17 protein-coding genes are annotated in these 16,000 nt (G+C 65.6%); 11 read left to right on the top strand and 6 right to left on the bottom strand.

Annotation, left to right across the window (positions count from 1 at the left end; all coding sequences use genetic code 11):
• The first annotated feature begins 19 nt into the window (after positions 1–19).
• From ispG to der, 5 genes are all read left to right on the top strand, one after another.
• Positions 20–1,135, top strand: coding sequence for a flavodoxin-dependent (E)-4-hydroxy-3-methylbut-2-enyl-diphosphate synthase (gene ispG / locus ACESMD_RS04530; protein ID WP_372610747.1), 1,116 nt, complete (start codon positions 20–22; stop codon positions 1,133–1,135).
• Between the two features lie 24 nt (positions 1,136–1,159).
• On the top strand, positions 1,160–2,497 hold the full coding sequence (gene hisS, locus ACESMD_RS04525) for a histidine--tRNA ligase (protein ID WP_372610741.1): 1,338 nt from the start codon (positions 1,160–1,162) through the stop codon (positions 2,495–2,497).
• 96 nt (positions 2,498–2,593) lie between these two features.
• Positions 2,594–3,253, top strand: a complete 660-nt coding sequence (locus tag ACESMD_RS04520; RefSeq protein ID WP_372610739.1) for a YfgM family protein — start codon at positions 2,594–2,596, stop codon at positions 3,251–3,253.
• A complete protein-coding gene (bamB, locus tag ACESMD_RS04515; RefSeq protein ID WP_372610737.1) occupies positions 3,250–4,395 on the top strand; it encodes an outer membrane protein assembly factor BamB in 1,146 nt (381 codons plus the stop codon). Before ACESMD_RS04520 ends, bamB begins: the two co-directional genes overlap by 4 nt.
• On the top strand, positions 4,392–5,798 hold the full coding sequence (gene der / locus ACESMD_RS04510) for a ribosome biogenesis GTPase Der (RefSeq protein ID WP_372610735.1): 1,407 nt from the start codon (positions 4,392–4,394) through the stop codon (positions 5,796–5,798). The genes bamB and der overlap by 4 nt, the downstream gene beginning before the upstream one ends.
• Here der and ACESMD_RS04505 read toward each other — a convergent pair.
• The gene (locus ACESMD_RS04505) at positions 5,795–6,661 is read right to left on the bottom strand and encodes an ATP-binding protein (RefSeq protein ID WP_372610733.1); all 867 of its coding nucleotides are present in this window, start codon (positions 6,659–6,661) and stop codon (positions 5,795–5,797) included. The genes der and ACESMD_RS04505 overlap by 4 nt on opposite strands.
• Before the next feature lie 115 nt (positions 6,662–6,776).
• Here ACESMD_RS04505 and ACESMD_RS04500 point away from each other — a divergent pair, with 115 nt between their 5' ends.
• Both ACESMD_RS04500 and ACESMD_RS04495 read left to right on the top strand, forming a co-directional pair.
• Positions 6,777–7,568 (top strand): M48 family metallopeptidase, encoded by a 792-nt coding sequence (locus ACESMD_RS04500; RefSeq protein WP_372610731.1) that lies wholly within the window; start codon positions 6,777–6,779, stop codon positions 7,566–7,568.
• A 29-nt stretch (positions 7,569–7,597) separates the two neighbouring features.
• Positions 7,598–7,855, top strand: a complete 258-nt coding sequence (locus tag ACESMD_RS04495) for a hypothetical protein (RefSeq protein WP_372610729.1) — start codon at positions 7,598–7,600, stop codon at positions 7,853–7,855.
• A gap of 86 nt (positions 7,856–7,941) precedes the next feature.
• Here ACESMD_RS04495 and aroE read toward each other — a convergent pair whose 3' ends face one another.
• The 5 genes from aroE to ACESMD_RS04470 all read right to left on the bottom strand — a co-directional run bounded on the left by aroE (position 7,942) and on the right by ACESMD_RS04470 (position 12,654).
• Complete coding sequence (gene aroE, locus ACESMD_RS04490; protein ID WP_372610727.1) at positions 7,942–8,769, bottom strand: shikimate dehydrogenase; 828 nt, start codon at positions 8,767–8,769, stop codon at positions 7,942–7,944.
• Positions 8,766–9,695, bottom strand: coding sequence for an oxygen-dependent coproporphyrinogen oxidase (hemF, locus tag ACESMD_RS04485; RefSeq protein WP_372610725.1), 930 nt, complete (start codon positions 9,693–9,695; stop codon positions 8,766–8,768). Before hemF ends, aroE begins: the two co-directional genes overlap by 4 nt.
• A gap of 39 nt (positions 9,696–9,734) precedes the next feature.
• Positions 9,735–10,292, bottom strand: a complete 558-nt coding sequence (locus ACESMD_RS04480) for an L-threonylcarbamoyladenylate synthase (RefSeq protein ID WP_372610723.1) — start codon at positions 10,290–10,292, stop codon at positions 9,735–9,737.
• Positions 10,293–10,378: 86 nt separating this feature from the next.
• Positions 10,379–11,437, bottom strand: a complete 1,059-nt coding sequence (dprA, locus tag ACESMD_RS04475; protein ID WP_372610745.1) for a DNA-processing protein DprA — start codon at positions 11,435–11,437, stop codon at positions 10,379–10,381.
• 95 nt (positions 11,438–11,532) lie between these two features.
• The gene (locus ACESMD_RS04470; RefSeq protein ID WP_372610721.1) at positions 11,533–12,654 is read right to left on the bottom strand and encodes a LysM peptidoglycan-binding domain-containing protein; all 1,122 of its coding nucleotides are present in this window, start codon (positions 12,652–12,654) and stop codon (positions 11,533–11,535) included.
• A 183-nt stretch (positions 12,655–12,837) separates the two neighbouring features.
• On the opposite strand from ACESMD_RS04470, the gene def reads away from it, so the two are divergent.
• The 4 genes from def to ACESMD_RS04450 form a co-directional block, all read left to right on the top strand.
• Complete coding sequence (gene def / locus ACESMD_RS04465) at positions 12,838–13,350, top strand: peptide deformylase (protein WP_372610720.1); 513 nt, start codon at positions 12,838–12,840, stop codon at positions 13,348–13,350.
• A 110-nt stretch (positions 13,351–13,460) separates the two neighbouring features.
• Positions 13,461–14,450: a methionyl-tRNA formyltransferase gene (gene fmt, locus ACESMD_RS04460; protein WP_372610718.1), complete on the top strand. Its 990-nt coding sequence runs from the start codon at positions 13,461–13,463 to the stop codon at positions 14,448–14,450.
• On the top strand, positions 14,447–15,802 hold the full coding sequence (gene rsmB / locus ACESMD_RS04455) for a 16S rRNA (cytosine(967)-C(5))-methyltransferase RsmB (RefSeq protein ID WP_372610716.1): 1,356 nt from the start codon (positions 14,447–14,449) through the stop codon (positions 15,800–15,802). The genes fmt and rsmB overlap by 4 nt, the downstream gene beginning before the upstream one ends.
• Positions 15,803–15,850: 48 nt before the next feature.
• On the top strand, positions 15,851–16,000 hold a 150-nt coding region (locus ACESMD_RS04450; protein WP_372610743.1), incomplete at its 3' end, for a dodecin.

Here is a 16,000-nt window from a genome sequence, read left to right as displayed (position 1 = left end):
GGAGAATAATCAAGTCGCCATGCATTCCCAATCGCCCATCATTCGTCGCACGTCACGTCAGATCCATGTCGGCAAGGTTGCTGTGGGTGGGGGCGCTCCCATCTCCGTGCAGAGCATGACCAACACCGACACCCTGGACGTGGCCGCCACCGTAGGCCAGATCCGCCAGCTCGAGGCCGCCGGCGCCGACATCGTGCGGGTCTCGGTCCCCGACATGGACGCCGCCGAGGCCTTCGGCCGCATCAAGCGCGAAGTCGAGGTCCCGCTGGTCGCCGACATCCACTTCGATTACAAGATTGCCCTGCGCGTCGCCGAGCTCGGTGTCGACTGCCTGCGCATCAATCCCGGCAATATCGGCAAGGAAGAGCGCGTCCGCGCCGTGGTCAGCGCCGCGCGAGACAACGGCATCCCGATCCGCATCGGCGTCAACGCCGGTTCACTGGAGAAGGACCTGCAGAAGAAATACGGTGAGCCCACGCCGGCGGCCCTGGTGGAATCGGCGATGCGCCATATCGATCACCTCGAACGCCTCGACTTCCCGGACTTCAAGGTCAGCGTCAAGGCCTCTAACGTCTTCATGGCCGTCGCCGCCTACCGCGACCTGGCCAGGCGCATCGAGCAACCGCTGCACTTGGGGATAACCGAGGCCGGCGGCCTGCGCTCGGGCACCGTCAAGTCGTCCATCGGACTGGGCATGCTGCTGATGGACGGCATCGGCGACACCATCCGCGTGTCGCTGGCCGCCGACCCGGTCGAGGAGATCAAGGTCGGGTTCGACATGCTCAAGAGCCTGCGCCTGCGCAGCAAGGGTATCAACTTCATCGCCTGCCCCAGCTGCTCGCGCCAGAACTTTGACGTCATCGGCACCCTGAACGCCCTGGAGGAGCGCCTCGAGGATGTCATGACCCCGCTGGACGTCTCGGTCATCGGCTGCGTGGTCAATGGCCCCGGCGAGGCCAAGCAAGTCGATATCGGCCTGACCGGCGGCAGCCCGGCCAACCTCGTCTACATCGACGGCAAGCCGGCCAGCAAGCTGCGCAACGACCATCTGGTCGACGACCTTGAACGCCTGATCCGCGACCGGGTCCGCAAGAAGCAGCAGGCCGAACAGGATCTGATCGCCCGCGGCCACTGAGCCGGGCGACCCAAGGAGCATGCAGTGAGCCAGTCCCCATCGAGTCACAAGGCGCCGAGCAGGAATGCCTCGAACAAGAAGATTCAGGCCATACGTGGCATGAACGATCTGCTGCCCGACCAGTCGGTCCTGTGGCAATACGTCGAGGGCCAGGTCCGCCTCCTGATGCAGCGCTATGGCTACGACGAGATCCGCACCCCCATCGTCGAGCAGACGGCTCTCTTCGCCCGTTCCATCGGCGAGGTCACCGATATCGTCGAGAAGGAGATGTACACCTTCGAGGACCGCAACGGCGACAGCCTGACCCTGCGCCCCGAGGGCACGGCGAGCTGCGTACGTGCCGCCATCGAACACGGCCTGCTGCACAATCAGACCCAGCGCCTCTGGTACCAGGGCCCGATGTTCCGCCATGAGCGCCCCCAGAAGGGCCGCTATCGCCAGTTCCATCAGGTGGGTGTGGAGACCTTCGGCCTCGAGGGCCCGGACATCGATGCCGAGGTGATCCTGCTGTCGGCCAGGTTATGGAAGCAGCTCGGTCTCTTCGAGCAGGTGACCCTGGAACTCAACTCCCTGGGCGCAACGGAGGCACGGGCCGCCTACCGGGAGACCCTGATGGCCTATTTCGAGCAGCATCACGAGCAACTCGACGAGGACTCCCGTCGCCGTCTGACCAGCAACCCGCTGCGTATCCTGGATTCCAAGAACCCGGACATGGCCGGGATGCTGGCCGATGCCCCACGACTCATCGACCATCTGGACGACGACTCCCGCGCCCACTTCGAACAACTCTGCGCGCTGCTCGATGCCGCCGGTATAGACTATGTGATCAACCCACGCCTGGTGCGGGGACTGGATTACTATGGTCGCACCGTCTTCGAGTGGACCACCACAGCACTGGGCAGCCAGGGTACCATCTGCGCCGGTGGCCGCTACGATGCCCTGGTGGAACAGCTGGGCGGCAAGCCGACACCCGCGGTGGGCTTCGCCCTGGGCATCGAGCGGCTGATCCTGCTGCTCGAGACCCTGGCCCTGGTGCCCGAAAGCGCCCTTGGCCGCCTGGATCTCTACCTGCTTCCCGTGGATGACAGCGGCACACGCCAGACCCTGCTGCTGGCAGAGCGGCTGCGCAACGCACTCCCCGGCCTGAGGGCCCAGTTGCATTGTGGTGGCGGCAGTTTCAAGAGCCGTATCAAGAAGGCCGACAAGAGCGGGGCTCGCCTGGCGCTGCTGGTCGGCGAGGACGAAGTGGCGACCGGCAAGGCAACACTCAAGTTCCTGCGCGACGATCGCGACCAGCTGAGCCTTGACCAGGAGGCGCTGATCGACACCCTGAGCGACCTGCTGGTCGATGAAGGCGCCTGATCGAGACACTACCCCGGGGCCCCGGCCCAGTGCCTGGCGACCATCCCCTGCATTGCCAGGGCCCCGGAACCGTATCCGGATAGGAGGAGACCGCCCGTGGCGGAGTTGAGAACCGAGGAAGAGCAGCTTGATGCCATCAAGCGTTGGTGGAAGGAAAACGGCATTTCGCTGATCGCGGGCGTGGCCATTGCTGGCGCCGGGATACTGGGCTGGAATACCTGGCAGGACTACCAGGCAAACGAGGCCGAGGCCGCCTCCATGCGCTACCAACAGTTGATCAACCTGACCGCCGGCACCGAGCCGGATGAGGCCAGCATCGGTCAGGCCCGCGAGCTGGTGGTCGAGATCATCGACAACCACGGCAAGACGCTCTATGCCGACCTGGCCAGGCTGATCGACGCTCGCCTGGCGGTGGCCCAGGGTGACCAGGTCGGAGCCCGTGACGCCCTCGAAGCGGTCCTCGATGCTTCCGATCGCGACTATGTACAGGGCGTGGCCAGATTGCGCCTGTCGAGATTGCTGATCGCCGACGGGGATCCCGAAGCGGCCATTTCCATGCTCGAGACGGGCATCCCCGATTCCCTCGCCGCCGAGCGTGCGAATGTGCGCGGCGATGCCCACCACGCCCTGGGCAACGACGATGATGCCAACGACGCCTGGCAAGAGGCTCTGAGCCTCTCCGAGGCGCGTGATCAGCCGCTGTACGGGGTACAGCTCAAGCTCGACAACCTGGGCTATGAAGAGGCCACACTATGAAACCGACCTTCCTGATCGCCGCCATCGCGAGTCTCGCCCTCCTGGCGGGCTGTGCCGGCAAGGTGGAACCGCAGAATCCGCCCAAGGAACTGCGCAGCTTCGATGCAAGGGTCGGCCTGGAGACCCTCTGGAGCCAGAATGCCGGCAGTGGACTGGGCCGGGCCAACTATCCCATTGCCCCGGCGAGGGAAGGTGGCCTGGTGTTCGCTGCCGACGAAGGTGGGCGACTGATGGCCTTCGACGCCGCCAATGGCAATCGCCGCTGGCAGCAGGACCTGGACGTGGCGGTTTCCAGTGGCCTCACGGCCGTTGCCGGAGAGGTGTACCTTGGCACCCGCAACGGTGAGGTCCTGGCGGTCGACCAGAACGACGGCGAGGTCCTCTGGCGTGCCCGGGTGCCCAGCGAGGTGCTCGCGGCCCCGCAGGCCAATCAGGCGCTGCTCGTGGTCCAGAGCGTGGACGGCAGCGTCACTGCGCTGGACCGGGCCAGCGGCGACGAGCGCTGGGTCTACACGTCCTCACAGCCTTCCCTGAGCCTGCGCAGCAACGCCACTCCCCGGGTCATCGACCCTGTCACCTTCGTCGGCCAGCCAAACGGCCGCCTGGTCACCCTGGACAACCGCAGCGGTCAACCGCTGATGGACATGGTCATCGCCGTTCCCCGCGGGCGCAGCGATATCGAGCGCCTGGTCGACCTGGCCGGCCAGCCGGTGTTGACCCCCGATGGCCGGCTCTTCGTGACCAGCTACAACGGTCGCCTGGTCGCCCTGGTATCCACCAGCGGCGAGGTGCTGTGGGAACGCGAGCATTCCAGCTACCTGACACCGATCATCGTTGGCGACGTGCTGCTCACCGTCGACGAGACCAGCCAGATCCTGGCCCTGAATGCCGACAACGGCAACGAGATCTGGCGCAACAGCGATCTGGAAGGCCGCCGCCTCACGGCGCCGGCCTTCGCAGGCGGCAACCTGGTAGTCGGGGATTTCGAAGGGTATCTGCACCTGATCGATGTCCGCAGCGGCGAGCTCACCGGGCGTACCCGCATCGACAGTTCGGGCATCAGTGTTCGTCCGCTGACCGAAGGCCGGCAAATCATCGTCCTGGCCAATGACGGCCGGCTCGAGGCCCTGGATATCCGATGACACCCGTGATCGCCCTGGTCGGTCGGCCCAATGTCGGCAAGTCGACCCTGTTCAACCGCCTGACCCGCTCCCGGGATGCCCTGGTGGCCGATTTTCCCGGCCTCACCCGCGACCGCAAGTACGGTAATGGCATGCTCGGCGACAAGGCCTACACGGTGATCGATACGGGCGGTATCAGCGGTGACGAGGACGGGATCGACGCGGCCATGGCCGAACAGTCCATGCAGGCCATCGACGAGGCCGACATCGTGCTCTTCATGGTCGATGCCCGGGCCGGTCTGCATGTGGCCGACGAGGCCATTGCCAACCACCTTCGCGTCAACCAGAAGAAGACCTGGCTGGTGGTCAACAAGGTCGATGGCCTGGAAGAGTACAGCGCCATGGCCGATTTCTGGCAACTCGGGCTCGGCGACCCGCATCCCATCGCCGCCGCTCATGGCCGCAATGTAACCAGCCTCATCGAGGTGGTGCTCGAGCCCTTCCCCGAACGCGACGAGAGTATTCCCGCCGACACCGGCACCAAGGGAATCCGGATCGGCGTCATCGGCCGCCCCAATGTGGGCAAATCGACCCTGGTCAACCGCCTGCTCGGGGAGGAGCGGGTGGTGGTGTTCGATGAAGCGGGTACGACCCGCGACGCCATCGAGATCCCCTTCGAGCGCCGCGGCAAGCCCTATGTGCTGGTGGACACGGCGGGGGTGCGCCGCCGCAAGAATGTCAGCGAGATCGCCGAGAAGTTCTCGATCATCAAGACACTCGAGGCCATCAAGGAATGCCACGTCGCCGTGGTGGTACTCGACGCCCGCACCGGACTGGTGGAACAGGACCTGCATCTGCTCGACTATGTGCTCACCAGCGGCCGTGCCCTGGTGCTGGCGGTGAACAAGTGGGATGGCCTGGAGCACGAGGCCAAGGAGAAGATGCGCAGCGAGATCAAGCGTCGCCTGGGCTTCGCCGACTACGCCGAGATGCACTTCATCTCGGCACTGCACGGCACCGGCGTCGGTGACCTCTATCCGTCCATCGAGCGGGCCTTCGCCTCGGCCAACAGCCACTGGTCGACCAACCGCCTGACGTCCATCCTCCAGGACGCCGTCGCCCAGCACCAGCCACCCTTGGTCCAGGGGCGGCGCATCAAGCTGCGCATGGCCCACCAGGGCGGCAGCAACCCGCCGATCATCGTGGTCCACGGCAACCAGACCGGCTCGCTTCCCGAGGCCTATCGCCGCTTTCTGACCAACACCTTCCGCAAGGTATTGAAGGTGCGCGGCACCCCGCTGCGTTTCGAGTTCCGCTCGGGCAAGAACCCCTTCGACAGCATGGCCGATGCCAGCGACCGGGAGAAGGCCAAGAAGCGTGAACTGGGACGCACCAAGGAGGCACGCAACAGCCGCCGCCGCTAAGGCGCGTGCAGGCGGCGCTTGCCTATCCAGTGGGAGGCGAACTGCCAGGCACCGCGGCCGCTTCGCCCACCCCGCAGGGTCGCGAAGCGGATGGCATCCGCGCGGGCCTCGGGGGTCCAGTCGCTGGCACGACCCAGTTGTGTCACCCAGTGGCAGCACGCCTCCAGATAGACGTCCTGGTTGAAGGGATGGAAGCCCAGCCAGAGGCCGAAGCGGTCGGAGAGCGAGATCTTCTCCTCCACGGCATCGCCATGATGCAACTCATCGCCCACCAGGCGCGAGCCCTCATTGTCACTCATCGCTTCCGGCAAGAGGTGCCGACGGTTGGACGTGGCATAGAGCAGCACATTGGGTGGCGGCCCGGTCAGGGCGCCATCCAGCACACTCTTCAACGCCTTGTAGGCATCGTCATGCCCCTCGAAGGAGAGGTCATCGCAATAGACCACGAAGCGATGGGGCTGGTGGCGAAGCTGCTCCACCAGCATGGGCAGGCCAGAGAGGTCGTGGCGATCGACCTGCACCAGCCGTAACCCCTCGGAGGATAGGCTGTTCAGCAGGGCACGGATCAGGGACGACTTGCCGCTCCCCCTGGACCCCCACAAGAGGGCATGGTTCGCCGGCAACCCCTGGAGGAAGGCCCGGGTATTGTCCATGAGCGCCAGCTTCTGTCGCTCGATGCCGAGCAGATCATCCAGGCACAAGGCGTCTCGCGGCGGGACCGGCAGGAGTCGCCCGCCCAGGGAGTGGCGTTGCCAGAGCGCCGCGATATCGCGATCCCAGTCGACCTCCTGGGGGGGCGGCGGCAACCAATGTTCGACATGATCCAGCAGGTTCAGCAGGCGACGCGTCAATTCGGCGTCCATGAGGTTATCTCCCTATCTCCCTGTTTCACGATTGATCTTGCAGACGGCGTATCTTGTGACGAACCTTGGAGCCCCGTCCAGAGTCAAAGGATTCCTGACCAAGGAGGAAGACCCCATGCACTGGATGCAATGCCTCATCGCAGGCGCCCTGACCCTCGCCCTGACCGCCTGTACCACCTCTCCCACAGGCCGGCAGCAGTTCACCCTGTACTCGGACGAGCAACTCAACCAGATGGGCCAGCAGGCCTTCGCCCAGTACAACCGTGATCTGAGCGTCGTGGGTGGCGCCCATCAGCGCTATGCCGAGTGTGTTGCCGGCGCCATGATCAACACCCTCTCGGGACGCGATCGCAACAAAAACTGGCAGATCCGGGTCTTCAATGACGACTCGGCCAATGCCTTCGCCCTGCCCGGCGGCTACATGGGCATCCATACCGGTCTGCTGGATGTTGCCACCAACCAGGATCAGCTGGCTGCGGTGATCGGCCACGAGATTGCCCATGTGCTGGCCAGGCACGCCAACGAGCGCGCCTCTACTCAGTCGGCGACCCAGATAGGGATGAGCGTCCTCGCGTCGTCAGCGGGCCTCCAGGGGGCCCAGGGCCAACAGATGATGGGGCTGCTCGGGGCCGGCGCCCAATATGGCATCCTGCTGCCCTTCTCGCGGCGCCACGAGAGCGAGGCCGACGTCATCGGCCTGACCCTGATGGCTGATGCCGGTTTCGACCCGAGGGCCAGCATCGCCCTCTGGGAAAACATGCAGGCCGCTGGCGGCGCCCGACCACCGGTCTGGATGTCGAGTCACCCCAGCCAGGGACAGCGCATGGGCATCCTGCAGGGGAACATGGACAACGCCCTGGCTCGCTATCAGCAGGCGGGGCGTAGGCCGAATTGCCCGAGGCCCTGAACGCCACCATCCACTGACACGGACGACGAATGCTCAAGCTCGGACTACTGCTGTTGATCCTGCCCATTCTGGTGTTGATGGGCGTCTACTTCTGGGAACTGGGAGACGTGCGCGAATGCACCCTGGCGGGAGGCCACTGGGACTATCTGGCAGGCATATGCCGTGACACGCCCCAACCCTTCGCTTCCTGGCTCGACCGGCATCCCTGGCTGGTCAACGGCGGCATGCTGCTGTCGGTGGCCGGCGTGGTGCTGTGCTTGCTGGCGCTGTACACGAAACGGCGTTGATCATGGGCCGTCGGCGTGACCGGCCCACTGCAGGCCAACGCCCGATGCGCTGTTGCTTGCCGGGCCTACCGCTGCTGTCCAGCTGATCATAGCGAGCGCCTGAGCATGTCAAGCACAGGCCCAGTCGCCGGGCGCTTGCTGCGCCACTGGAAGAACGACTCGGCGGCCTGCTCGACCAGCATCCCCAGACCATCCAGGCAGTGAGCACCACGCTCGGCCGACCAGCGCAGGAACACCGTGGGCTCGGCCCCATACATCATGTCATAGGCCGTCGCGCCTTCGGCAAAGATAGCCTCCGGCAGGGGCGGCAGGTCGCCGGCCAGGCTGGCGCTGGTGCCATTGATCACCAGGTCGTAGGGGCCATCCACGGCGCTGAAGCCACCGCCGTGGATGGATCCCAGATCAGCGAAATCCCCGGCCAGACCCTGAGCCTTGCCGGCGGTGCGGTTGGCGATCAGCAGGCTTGCCGGCGACGCCTTGAGCAAGGGGTCGAGCACTCCACGCACGGCGCCACCGGCACCCAGCACCAGCACACGAGCCCCGGCCAGGGTGATGCCGTTGCGCTGGAGATCCCTGACCAGACCCACGCCATCGGTCGTGTCACCATAGACCTTGAAATCCTTGCTCTTGCCGTTGCCGCCAAGGATCAGGGTATTCACCGCCCCGGCACGTCGGGCGCGCGGGCTGAGCACCTCACAGAGCCGAAAGGCCACTTCCTTGAAGGGGACCGTCACATTCGCGCCCCGGCCGCCATCGGCAACGAAGCGCTGCCAGGCCCCAGCGAAGTCCTCCAGTGGCGCCTCGATGGCGGTGTACTCGATCGCCTCACCCGTCTGGCGGGCAAAGGCGGCATGGATGGCCGGTGACTTCGAGTGGGCCACCGGATTTCCGAAGACACAATAGCGGTCCGTCATGGGCGCTCCTCGGCAATGTCCCCCAGCCAATCGCGGGGGCGCAAGTAATCTCGATACAAGACGGCTTCGGGGCTGCCCGGCTCGGGATGCCAGTCATAGGCCCAGTTGGCCTGGGGCGGCATCGACATCAGAATCGACTCGGTGCGCCCACCGCTCTGCAGACCGAAGAGGGTCCCCCGGTCCCAGACCAGGTTGAACTCCACGTAGCGGCCACGTCGATAGCGCTGGAAGTCGCGTTCGCGGTCGTTCCAGGCATCATGGCGGCGGCGACGCACGATGGGCAGGTAGGCGTCGAGGAAGGCATCGCCCACGGCCCGCTGGAAGGCAAAGCACTGCTCGAAGTTCCAGTCGTTGAGATCATCGAAGAAGAGGCCGCCGACACCACGCGTCTCGTCGCGGTGCTTCAGGTAAAAGTAGTCGTCACACCAGGCCTTGTAGCGAGGATAGACGTCGTCGCCGAAGGGACGACAGGCCTCCCGGGCCACTCGGTGCCAGTGCAGAACATCCTCGTGCACCGGATAAAAGGGCGTCAGGTCGAAGCCGCCGCCGAACCACCATACCGGTGCCGTCCCCGGCTTCTCGGCGATGAGAAAACGCACGTTGCCATGGCTGGTGGGCACATGGGGATTGGTCGGGTGCAGAACCCAGGAAACGCCGACCGCATGGAAGCTCCGCCCGGCCAGTTCCGGCCGCGCGGCGGTAGCCGAGGGCGGCAGGCGTTCACCGAAGACATGGGAAAAGTTCGCGCCACCCTTCTCGAAGACGCCGCCATTCTCGATTACCCGGGAGCGACCACCGCCGCCTTCCTCACGCTCCCAGGCATCCTCCCGGAAGCGACCGCCATCCTCGGCGGCGAGGCCAGCGCAGAGACGATCCTGGAGATCGAGCAGATAGGTCTTGACGTCTTCGAGATGGGGGTTGGACAAGGGTGCCTCCGGGTGCGTCATGGAGAACCGGGCAGGGGGTCAGGACCGCAGTACCTGACCCGTGACCAGGTCGCGGATCGTGCTGGGCCGTGGGCGGCCGCCGAGCTCACCCTCGACCACGGCATCCAGTTGGTCGGCGAAGGTGTCATGTATCGCCTCGGCGGTCATGGCCGGCGGCTCGTCGGCACGATTGGCCGAGGTGGACACCAGCGGCTTGCCGAAGGCGCGGCACAGGGACGCCACCAGGGGATGGTCACTGACTCGCAGGGCGACGCAATCATGGGCGCCACGCACCAGGGCATGGGCGCGTCCGTTGTCCGGTACCAGCCAGGTATGGGGACCGGGCCAGCTCGCCGCCAGGGGAGCATGCAGCCCCAGGGGCAGTCCCTCCAGCCAGGGAGCGAACTGATCGATGCTTGCGGCCACCAGAATCATTCCCTTGACCGGGTCACGACGCTTGAGACGCAATAGCCGCGTCAAGGCGGCGTCGTTATCCGGATCACAGCCGAGCCCCCAGACCGCTTCGGTCGGGTAGGCGATCACCCCCCCGGCATGCAGGGCGGCAACGGCGACATCGAGTGAACTGGACTGGGTCATGGTAGTTCGCTGGGCCTTGCGTGGGCTGGATTTCGTAGAGATCAGGGGCATCGTACCCGAAGTGGCGCCATATCCTACCATGGGCATCAGGGTGTCGGCAGGCGGATCCAGCCGCCCATGGCCTGGGTGACGCGACCCTCGAGCTCGAGCTCGATGAGGCGCCGCTGGCACTCGATGACGCCCAGGCCGCTGAGCCCCACCAGGCTGTCCACCGGGGTCGGGGAGCTGCTCAGCCAGCGCAGCAGCGCATCGGACTCGACGGCATCCTCGGGCGCCTCATCCGAGCGTGATAGCGCCGTTGTGGCGGAGGGTACGGCGGCCCACTGGACCAGCTCAAGCAGGATGTCGTCCACCTCGCGAACCAGCACCGCGCCCTGGCGGATCAACTGCAGACAGCCTCGAGACTGGGGATTGTGCAGCGACCCCGGCAGGGCAAAGACCTCGCGGTTCTGCTCCGTCGCCAGGCGGGCACTGATGAGGGAACCGCTCCTCTCGGCGGCTTCGACCACCAGTACACCCAGGGACAGGCCCGTCACGATCCGATTGCGGCGGGGAAAGAAGCCCGCCCGTGCCCGGGTGCCGGGCGGGTGTTCGGAAACCAGCAGGCCACCGGGTGCCTGCAAGCGCTCATGGAGACGATGGTGGCGCGGGGGATACACCACATCAACGCCACAGGCCAGCACCCCCACACTCTTGCCGCCGGCCTCCAGCGCAGCCTCCTGGGCGGCACCATCGATGCCCAGCGCCATGCCACTGACGATGCTCCAGCCACGGGCCGCCAGCTCCCGCGAGAAGGCCGCGGCGTTGCCAAGGCCTTCGCGGGTCGGGCGACGCGAGCCGACCATGGCCAGCTTCGGGGGGACCAGAGCCTCGAGGTCACCCAGCGCCCAGAGCAGCAGGGGCGGATCGGGTATCTCGTCGAGCAGCCAAGGCCAGGCGGGATGGCCGGGGTGCAGCAGATGACGGTCAGGCCCGTCGTCCAGCCAGGCCAGGTCGGCCTCCACTCGGGAAGTGATGGGGCTACGGGCCGGATGGTCGAGCCAGAGGCGCAGGGCAGTGGCCGCCTCGCCGGGCAAGGCCGACAACCAGCCCTGGGGCCAGGCCGGCGACTGCTCGGCAAGGGTCGACAGCTGTCGACTTCCCATGCCGGGCAAGTGGAACAGGGCCAGCCACTCTCTGGCCTGGAGGGTTGCCCCAGGGGCCCCCTGCCGGGAATCGTCATCCAGAAACACGCGACACCTCAGCGCAGGGCGGCGCCGAGGCCACGCTGCGGATTATGCACGCGGTCACCCACGGAAAGCGTCCGGCTGGCTCTCATCACCAGGCCGTAACTCATCTTCTCGTAGGGCTTGAAGATCATCACCAGGCCGGCCTCCTCACCGGGCAGGCGCAGGGACTGGCTGGTTCGCGGATCGCTGACCATCTCGCCCTGCTGTTCGACCATCAACACATGACCCGCCTCGAGGCCATCACGCCGCCCACGGTCCAGAGCGACGACCTGCAGGCGGCCGATGAAGCGGATCCCTCCCGGCACTGCCAGGATGTGGCCATCTATCTCCCGCTCCGGCGGATGCGGATAGAACTCGGTATTCAGCTCGCGGCTTTCCAGGGGGAGGACGATATCGTTGTTGCGCACCTCCTGGGTCGAGGAAATGACCTCGAGCACCACGATATCCTCTTCAGTGCGCTCGGGCCTGGCCTGACCGACACTTTCCAGTTCCAGCCCCAGGAACTCACCGGAAGCCGAGTCGATGTATCGCTCTCCGATGCGATAGAACCCGACCCGACCATTTCCCGGCACGCTACCGCGGGCATAGAGGCGATCGCCCGCACCACTGAGGATGCGACGATCATCGGCGCCGACCACATAGGCCAGCTCGTCGAGATTGTCGGGATCGTCGACGACGCGATGGTCCCGCAGGAACTGGCGGATCGCCTCCAGCGGTATCGGTTCGATCGCCTCACGGTGAGAGATGGTGCGAATCTCCGGGGACAACCGCACCTGGCCCTGGCCACGCTCCAGCCCCAGGCAGGGACGACCATTGCAATCGTAGAGGTAGATCACATCACCCGGGTAGATCAGGTGCGGGTTGCGGATCTGCGGATTGACCTGCCAGACCTCGGGCCATTGCCAGGGATGGCGAAGGAAACGCCCGGAGATGTCCCAGAGGGTATCGCCCCTTACAACGGTATAACGGTCCGGCGCATCGTCTTGCAGCCCATCATCCCAACTCAATCCCTGGGCCTGGACCAGTCCTGCACCCAGCAGCATCGCCAGACCCACCCATGCCGACCTCATCAGGCGTCTCATCGGCGTCGACAGCCAACGGCGCAGCATCCCCCCCGGTATCACCTGCTTCATCCCTGCTCCTCCCACGTTTCCCCTCTCATGTCCGGCTCCATGGCGCCGCATCGGCATGATATAGTCGGGAATTATCGATATAATGAATGTCAAACGGAGTCTCTTCGAATTCCGCTCTTCTCGGATGCACTGCATAGCATAGCGTCATTCTGTAAATGACAGCATAACGGTGATCACAACGCCATGGCCAAATTACCCATCCTCGAATTTCCCGATCCGCGGCTGCGGACCCGTGCAGCCGCCGTCGAGACAGTCGACGACGAGGTACGTCAACTGGTCGACGACATGATCGAGACCATGTACGACGCCAACGGCATCGGGCTGGCGGCCACCCAGGTGGATATCCATCGCCGTGTGGTCGTAATGGACGTCAGCGACTACAAGTCCAGCCCCCTGGTACTGATCAATCCCGAGGTCACCCCCATCGGGGACGAACGTGAACCGATGCTGGAAGGCTGCCTGTCGATCCCCGAATACTACGCCGATATTCCCCGGGCCCTGAAGGTCCACCTCAAGGCGCTGGATCGTGATGGCAGGCCCTACAAGCTCGAGGCCGAGGGCCTGCTGGCCCACTGCATACAACACGAACACGATCACCTCGAGGGCATCCTCTTCGTGGACTATCTCTCGGCGCTCAAGCGAGATCGGATACAGAAGAAGATGCAGAAGCGCCAAAAGCAGATGCAGGAGGCCTGACCACCAGGCCCATGTGTCCCGAAGGCCGATGTGACCCTGCATCGGCCTTCGTCGTTTTCGCCGGCTCCGTTATCATGAACGAGCCCTCAACAAGGCCAGGCCCCGAGACCATGCCCCGACCCCTTCGCGTCATCTTCGCCGGCACGCCCGCGTTCGCTGCCGAAAGCCTGGCGGCGCTATTGAAGAGCGCGCACCAAGTCGTCGGCGTCTACACCCAGCCTGACCGCCCGGCGGGGCGCGGCCGCAAGCTGACACCCGGCCCGGTCAAGACCCTGGCAGTCGAACACGGACTACCGGTCCTACAACCGGCAACTCTCAGGGAGGCGGATGTTCACGCCGAACTCGCCGCCCTGGAGGCCGATGTCATGGTGGTCGCGGCCTATGGTCTGATCCTGCCGCGGACCGTGCTGGCGATTCCTGCACTGGGCTGTCTCAACATCCATGCCTCGCTGCTACCGCGCTGGCGCGGTGCGGCGCCCATTCAGCGTGCCATCGAGGCCGGCGACACCGAGAGCGGCGTGACCATCATGCAGATGGACGAGGGGCTGGACACCGGTGACATCCTCCTGACCAGGCGCACCCCGATCACCACGACCACCACCGGCGGCGAACTCCATGACACCCTGGCCGCCCTCGGTGGCCAGGCGATCATCGAGGCACTCGACGATCTCGCGGCCGGGACCCTGACGGCTACCCCTCAGCCACCGGAAGGGGTGACCTATGCCGCCAAGCTCTCCAAGATCGAGGCGGAGATGGACTTTTCCCGTCCCGCCGCCGAACTGGCCGCCCGAGTCAGGGCCTTCAATCCCTGGCCGGTGGCCTGGTGCTGGCTCGGTGATGATCGCCTGCGGCTGCTGATGGCCGAGGCCACGCACCCCGGGAAGGGAGACACTGAGGTCTCCCCCGGCACCCTGCTGGCCCATGATGGCAAGGCCCTGCGTATCGCCTGCGGCCCAGCCGGTGACCAGGTACTGCGCGTCACCCAGGCCCAATGGCCCGGCGGCAAGGCTCTGCCGGTTCGCGACTTGCTGAATTCACGTGGGGATCGACTGCCGGTCGGATTACGCCTCGGCCGGGCGGGTGAGGAGACATCGACATGAGCAAGCCAGACGCACACACCGACAAGTCGCCATCCCGGGGCATCCGCAACGACGGTGGCCTCGCGCTTCGGGCGGCTGCCGCCCGTGCATTGGTGCCGGTGATCACCGGCAAGGGATCCCTGACCCAGCTGGATGACCACCAGGTAGTATCCCGCGACCGAGCCCTGTTCAAGGCTCTCTGCTACGGCACGTGCCGCACCCTGCCGCGCCTCCAGGCCCTGGCGGAGAAGCTGCTGGTCAAACCCTTCAAGGCCCGCGATGCCGATATCCAGGCCCTGCTGCTCATCGGTATCCACCAGTTGCTCTACCTGCGTATACCCGCTCATGCCGCCGTTGGTGAGACCGCCGGCGCAGCGCGGTTACTAGGCAAGGACTGGGCCACCCGGGTGCTCAACGGTTGCCTGCGCCGACTGCAGCGCGAGGCCAGTGACCTGGAGGCCGAGGTGGACAAGGACCCGGCGGTCGCATGGCTCCATCCCCCCTGGCTGCTCAAGACCCTGCGCCAGGCCTGGCCGGATGACTGGCGCGCCATCTGTGACGCCAACAACCAGCCCGGCCCCATGACACTCAGGGTCAATCGCCGTCATGGCGACCGCGATGCCTACCTGGATCGCCTGGATGCTGCCGGCCTGTCGGCGCGGCTCTGCCTGCATGCCCCGGATGGCCTGACCCTCGATACACCCTGCGATGTCCACGCACTGCCCGGCTTCGAGGACGGCAACGTCAGTGTCCAGGACGAGGCCGCCCAGCTCACCGCCGTTCTGCTCGGCCCGATACTCGCTCCCCGCCCCGGGTCCCGGGTGCTGGACGCCTGCTGCGCTCCCGGCGGCAAGACCGCCCATCTGCTCGAGCTCTTCGATATTGACCTGCACGCCGTCGACAGCGATGCCGTCCGCCTGGCCCGGGTAGAGGATGCGCTGACACGGCTCGGGCTGACTGCCACCCTCGCCCATGGGGATGCCTCCGAACAGGACTGGTGGGACGGCACGCCCTTCGACAGCATCCTGCTGGATGCGCCCTGTTCCGGCACCGGCGTCATCCGCCGCCATCCGGACATCAAGCGGCTGCGACGGCCATCGGACATCCCCGCCCTGGCCGCGCTGCAAGGCCGTCTGCTGGATAATCTCTGGTCACTGCTGCGCCCCGGTGGCACCCTGCTCTATGCCACCTGCTCGGTACTCCCCGAGGAGAACGCCGACCAGATCCAGGCCTTCCTGGTCCGTACCCCGGATGCCAGGGCCACCACGCCGACCGATGTGGCCTGGGGGCGACCCAGCGGGGCCGGTCGCCAATTGTTACCCGTCATCGACAGTCAGGATGGCTTTTTCTATGCCAGACTGATCAAGCAGTGAGTGCTACCATCAACCACGCGTTTTCACGGCGGCCGACAGGAGTGATGCATGAGCCAGCATACCTACAAGCACATCGAACTGACCGGAACCTCCGAGAAGGGTATCGAGGATGCCGTCAACACCGCCCTCGCCAAGGCCTCGCAGAGCCTGCACGCCATGCGCTGGTTCGAGGTCACCGATACCCGCGGCCATATCGAG

The sequence above is a fragment of the Halomonas sp. genome (assembly GCF_041689495.1).
Taxonomy (GTDB): Bacteria; Pseudomonadota; Gammaproteobacteria; order Pseudomonadales; family Halomonadaceae; genus Halomonas.
The sequence above is the reverse complement of the archived record's forward strand: the minus strand, read 5'-3'. Positions and strand labels throughout refer to the sequence as shown.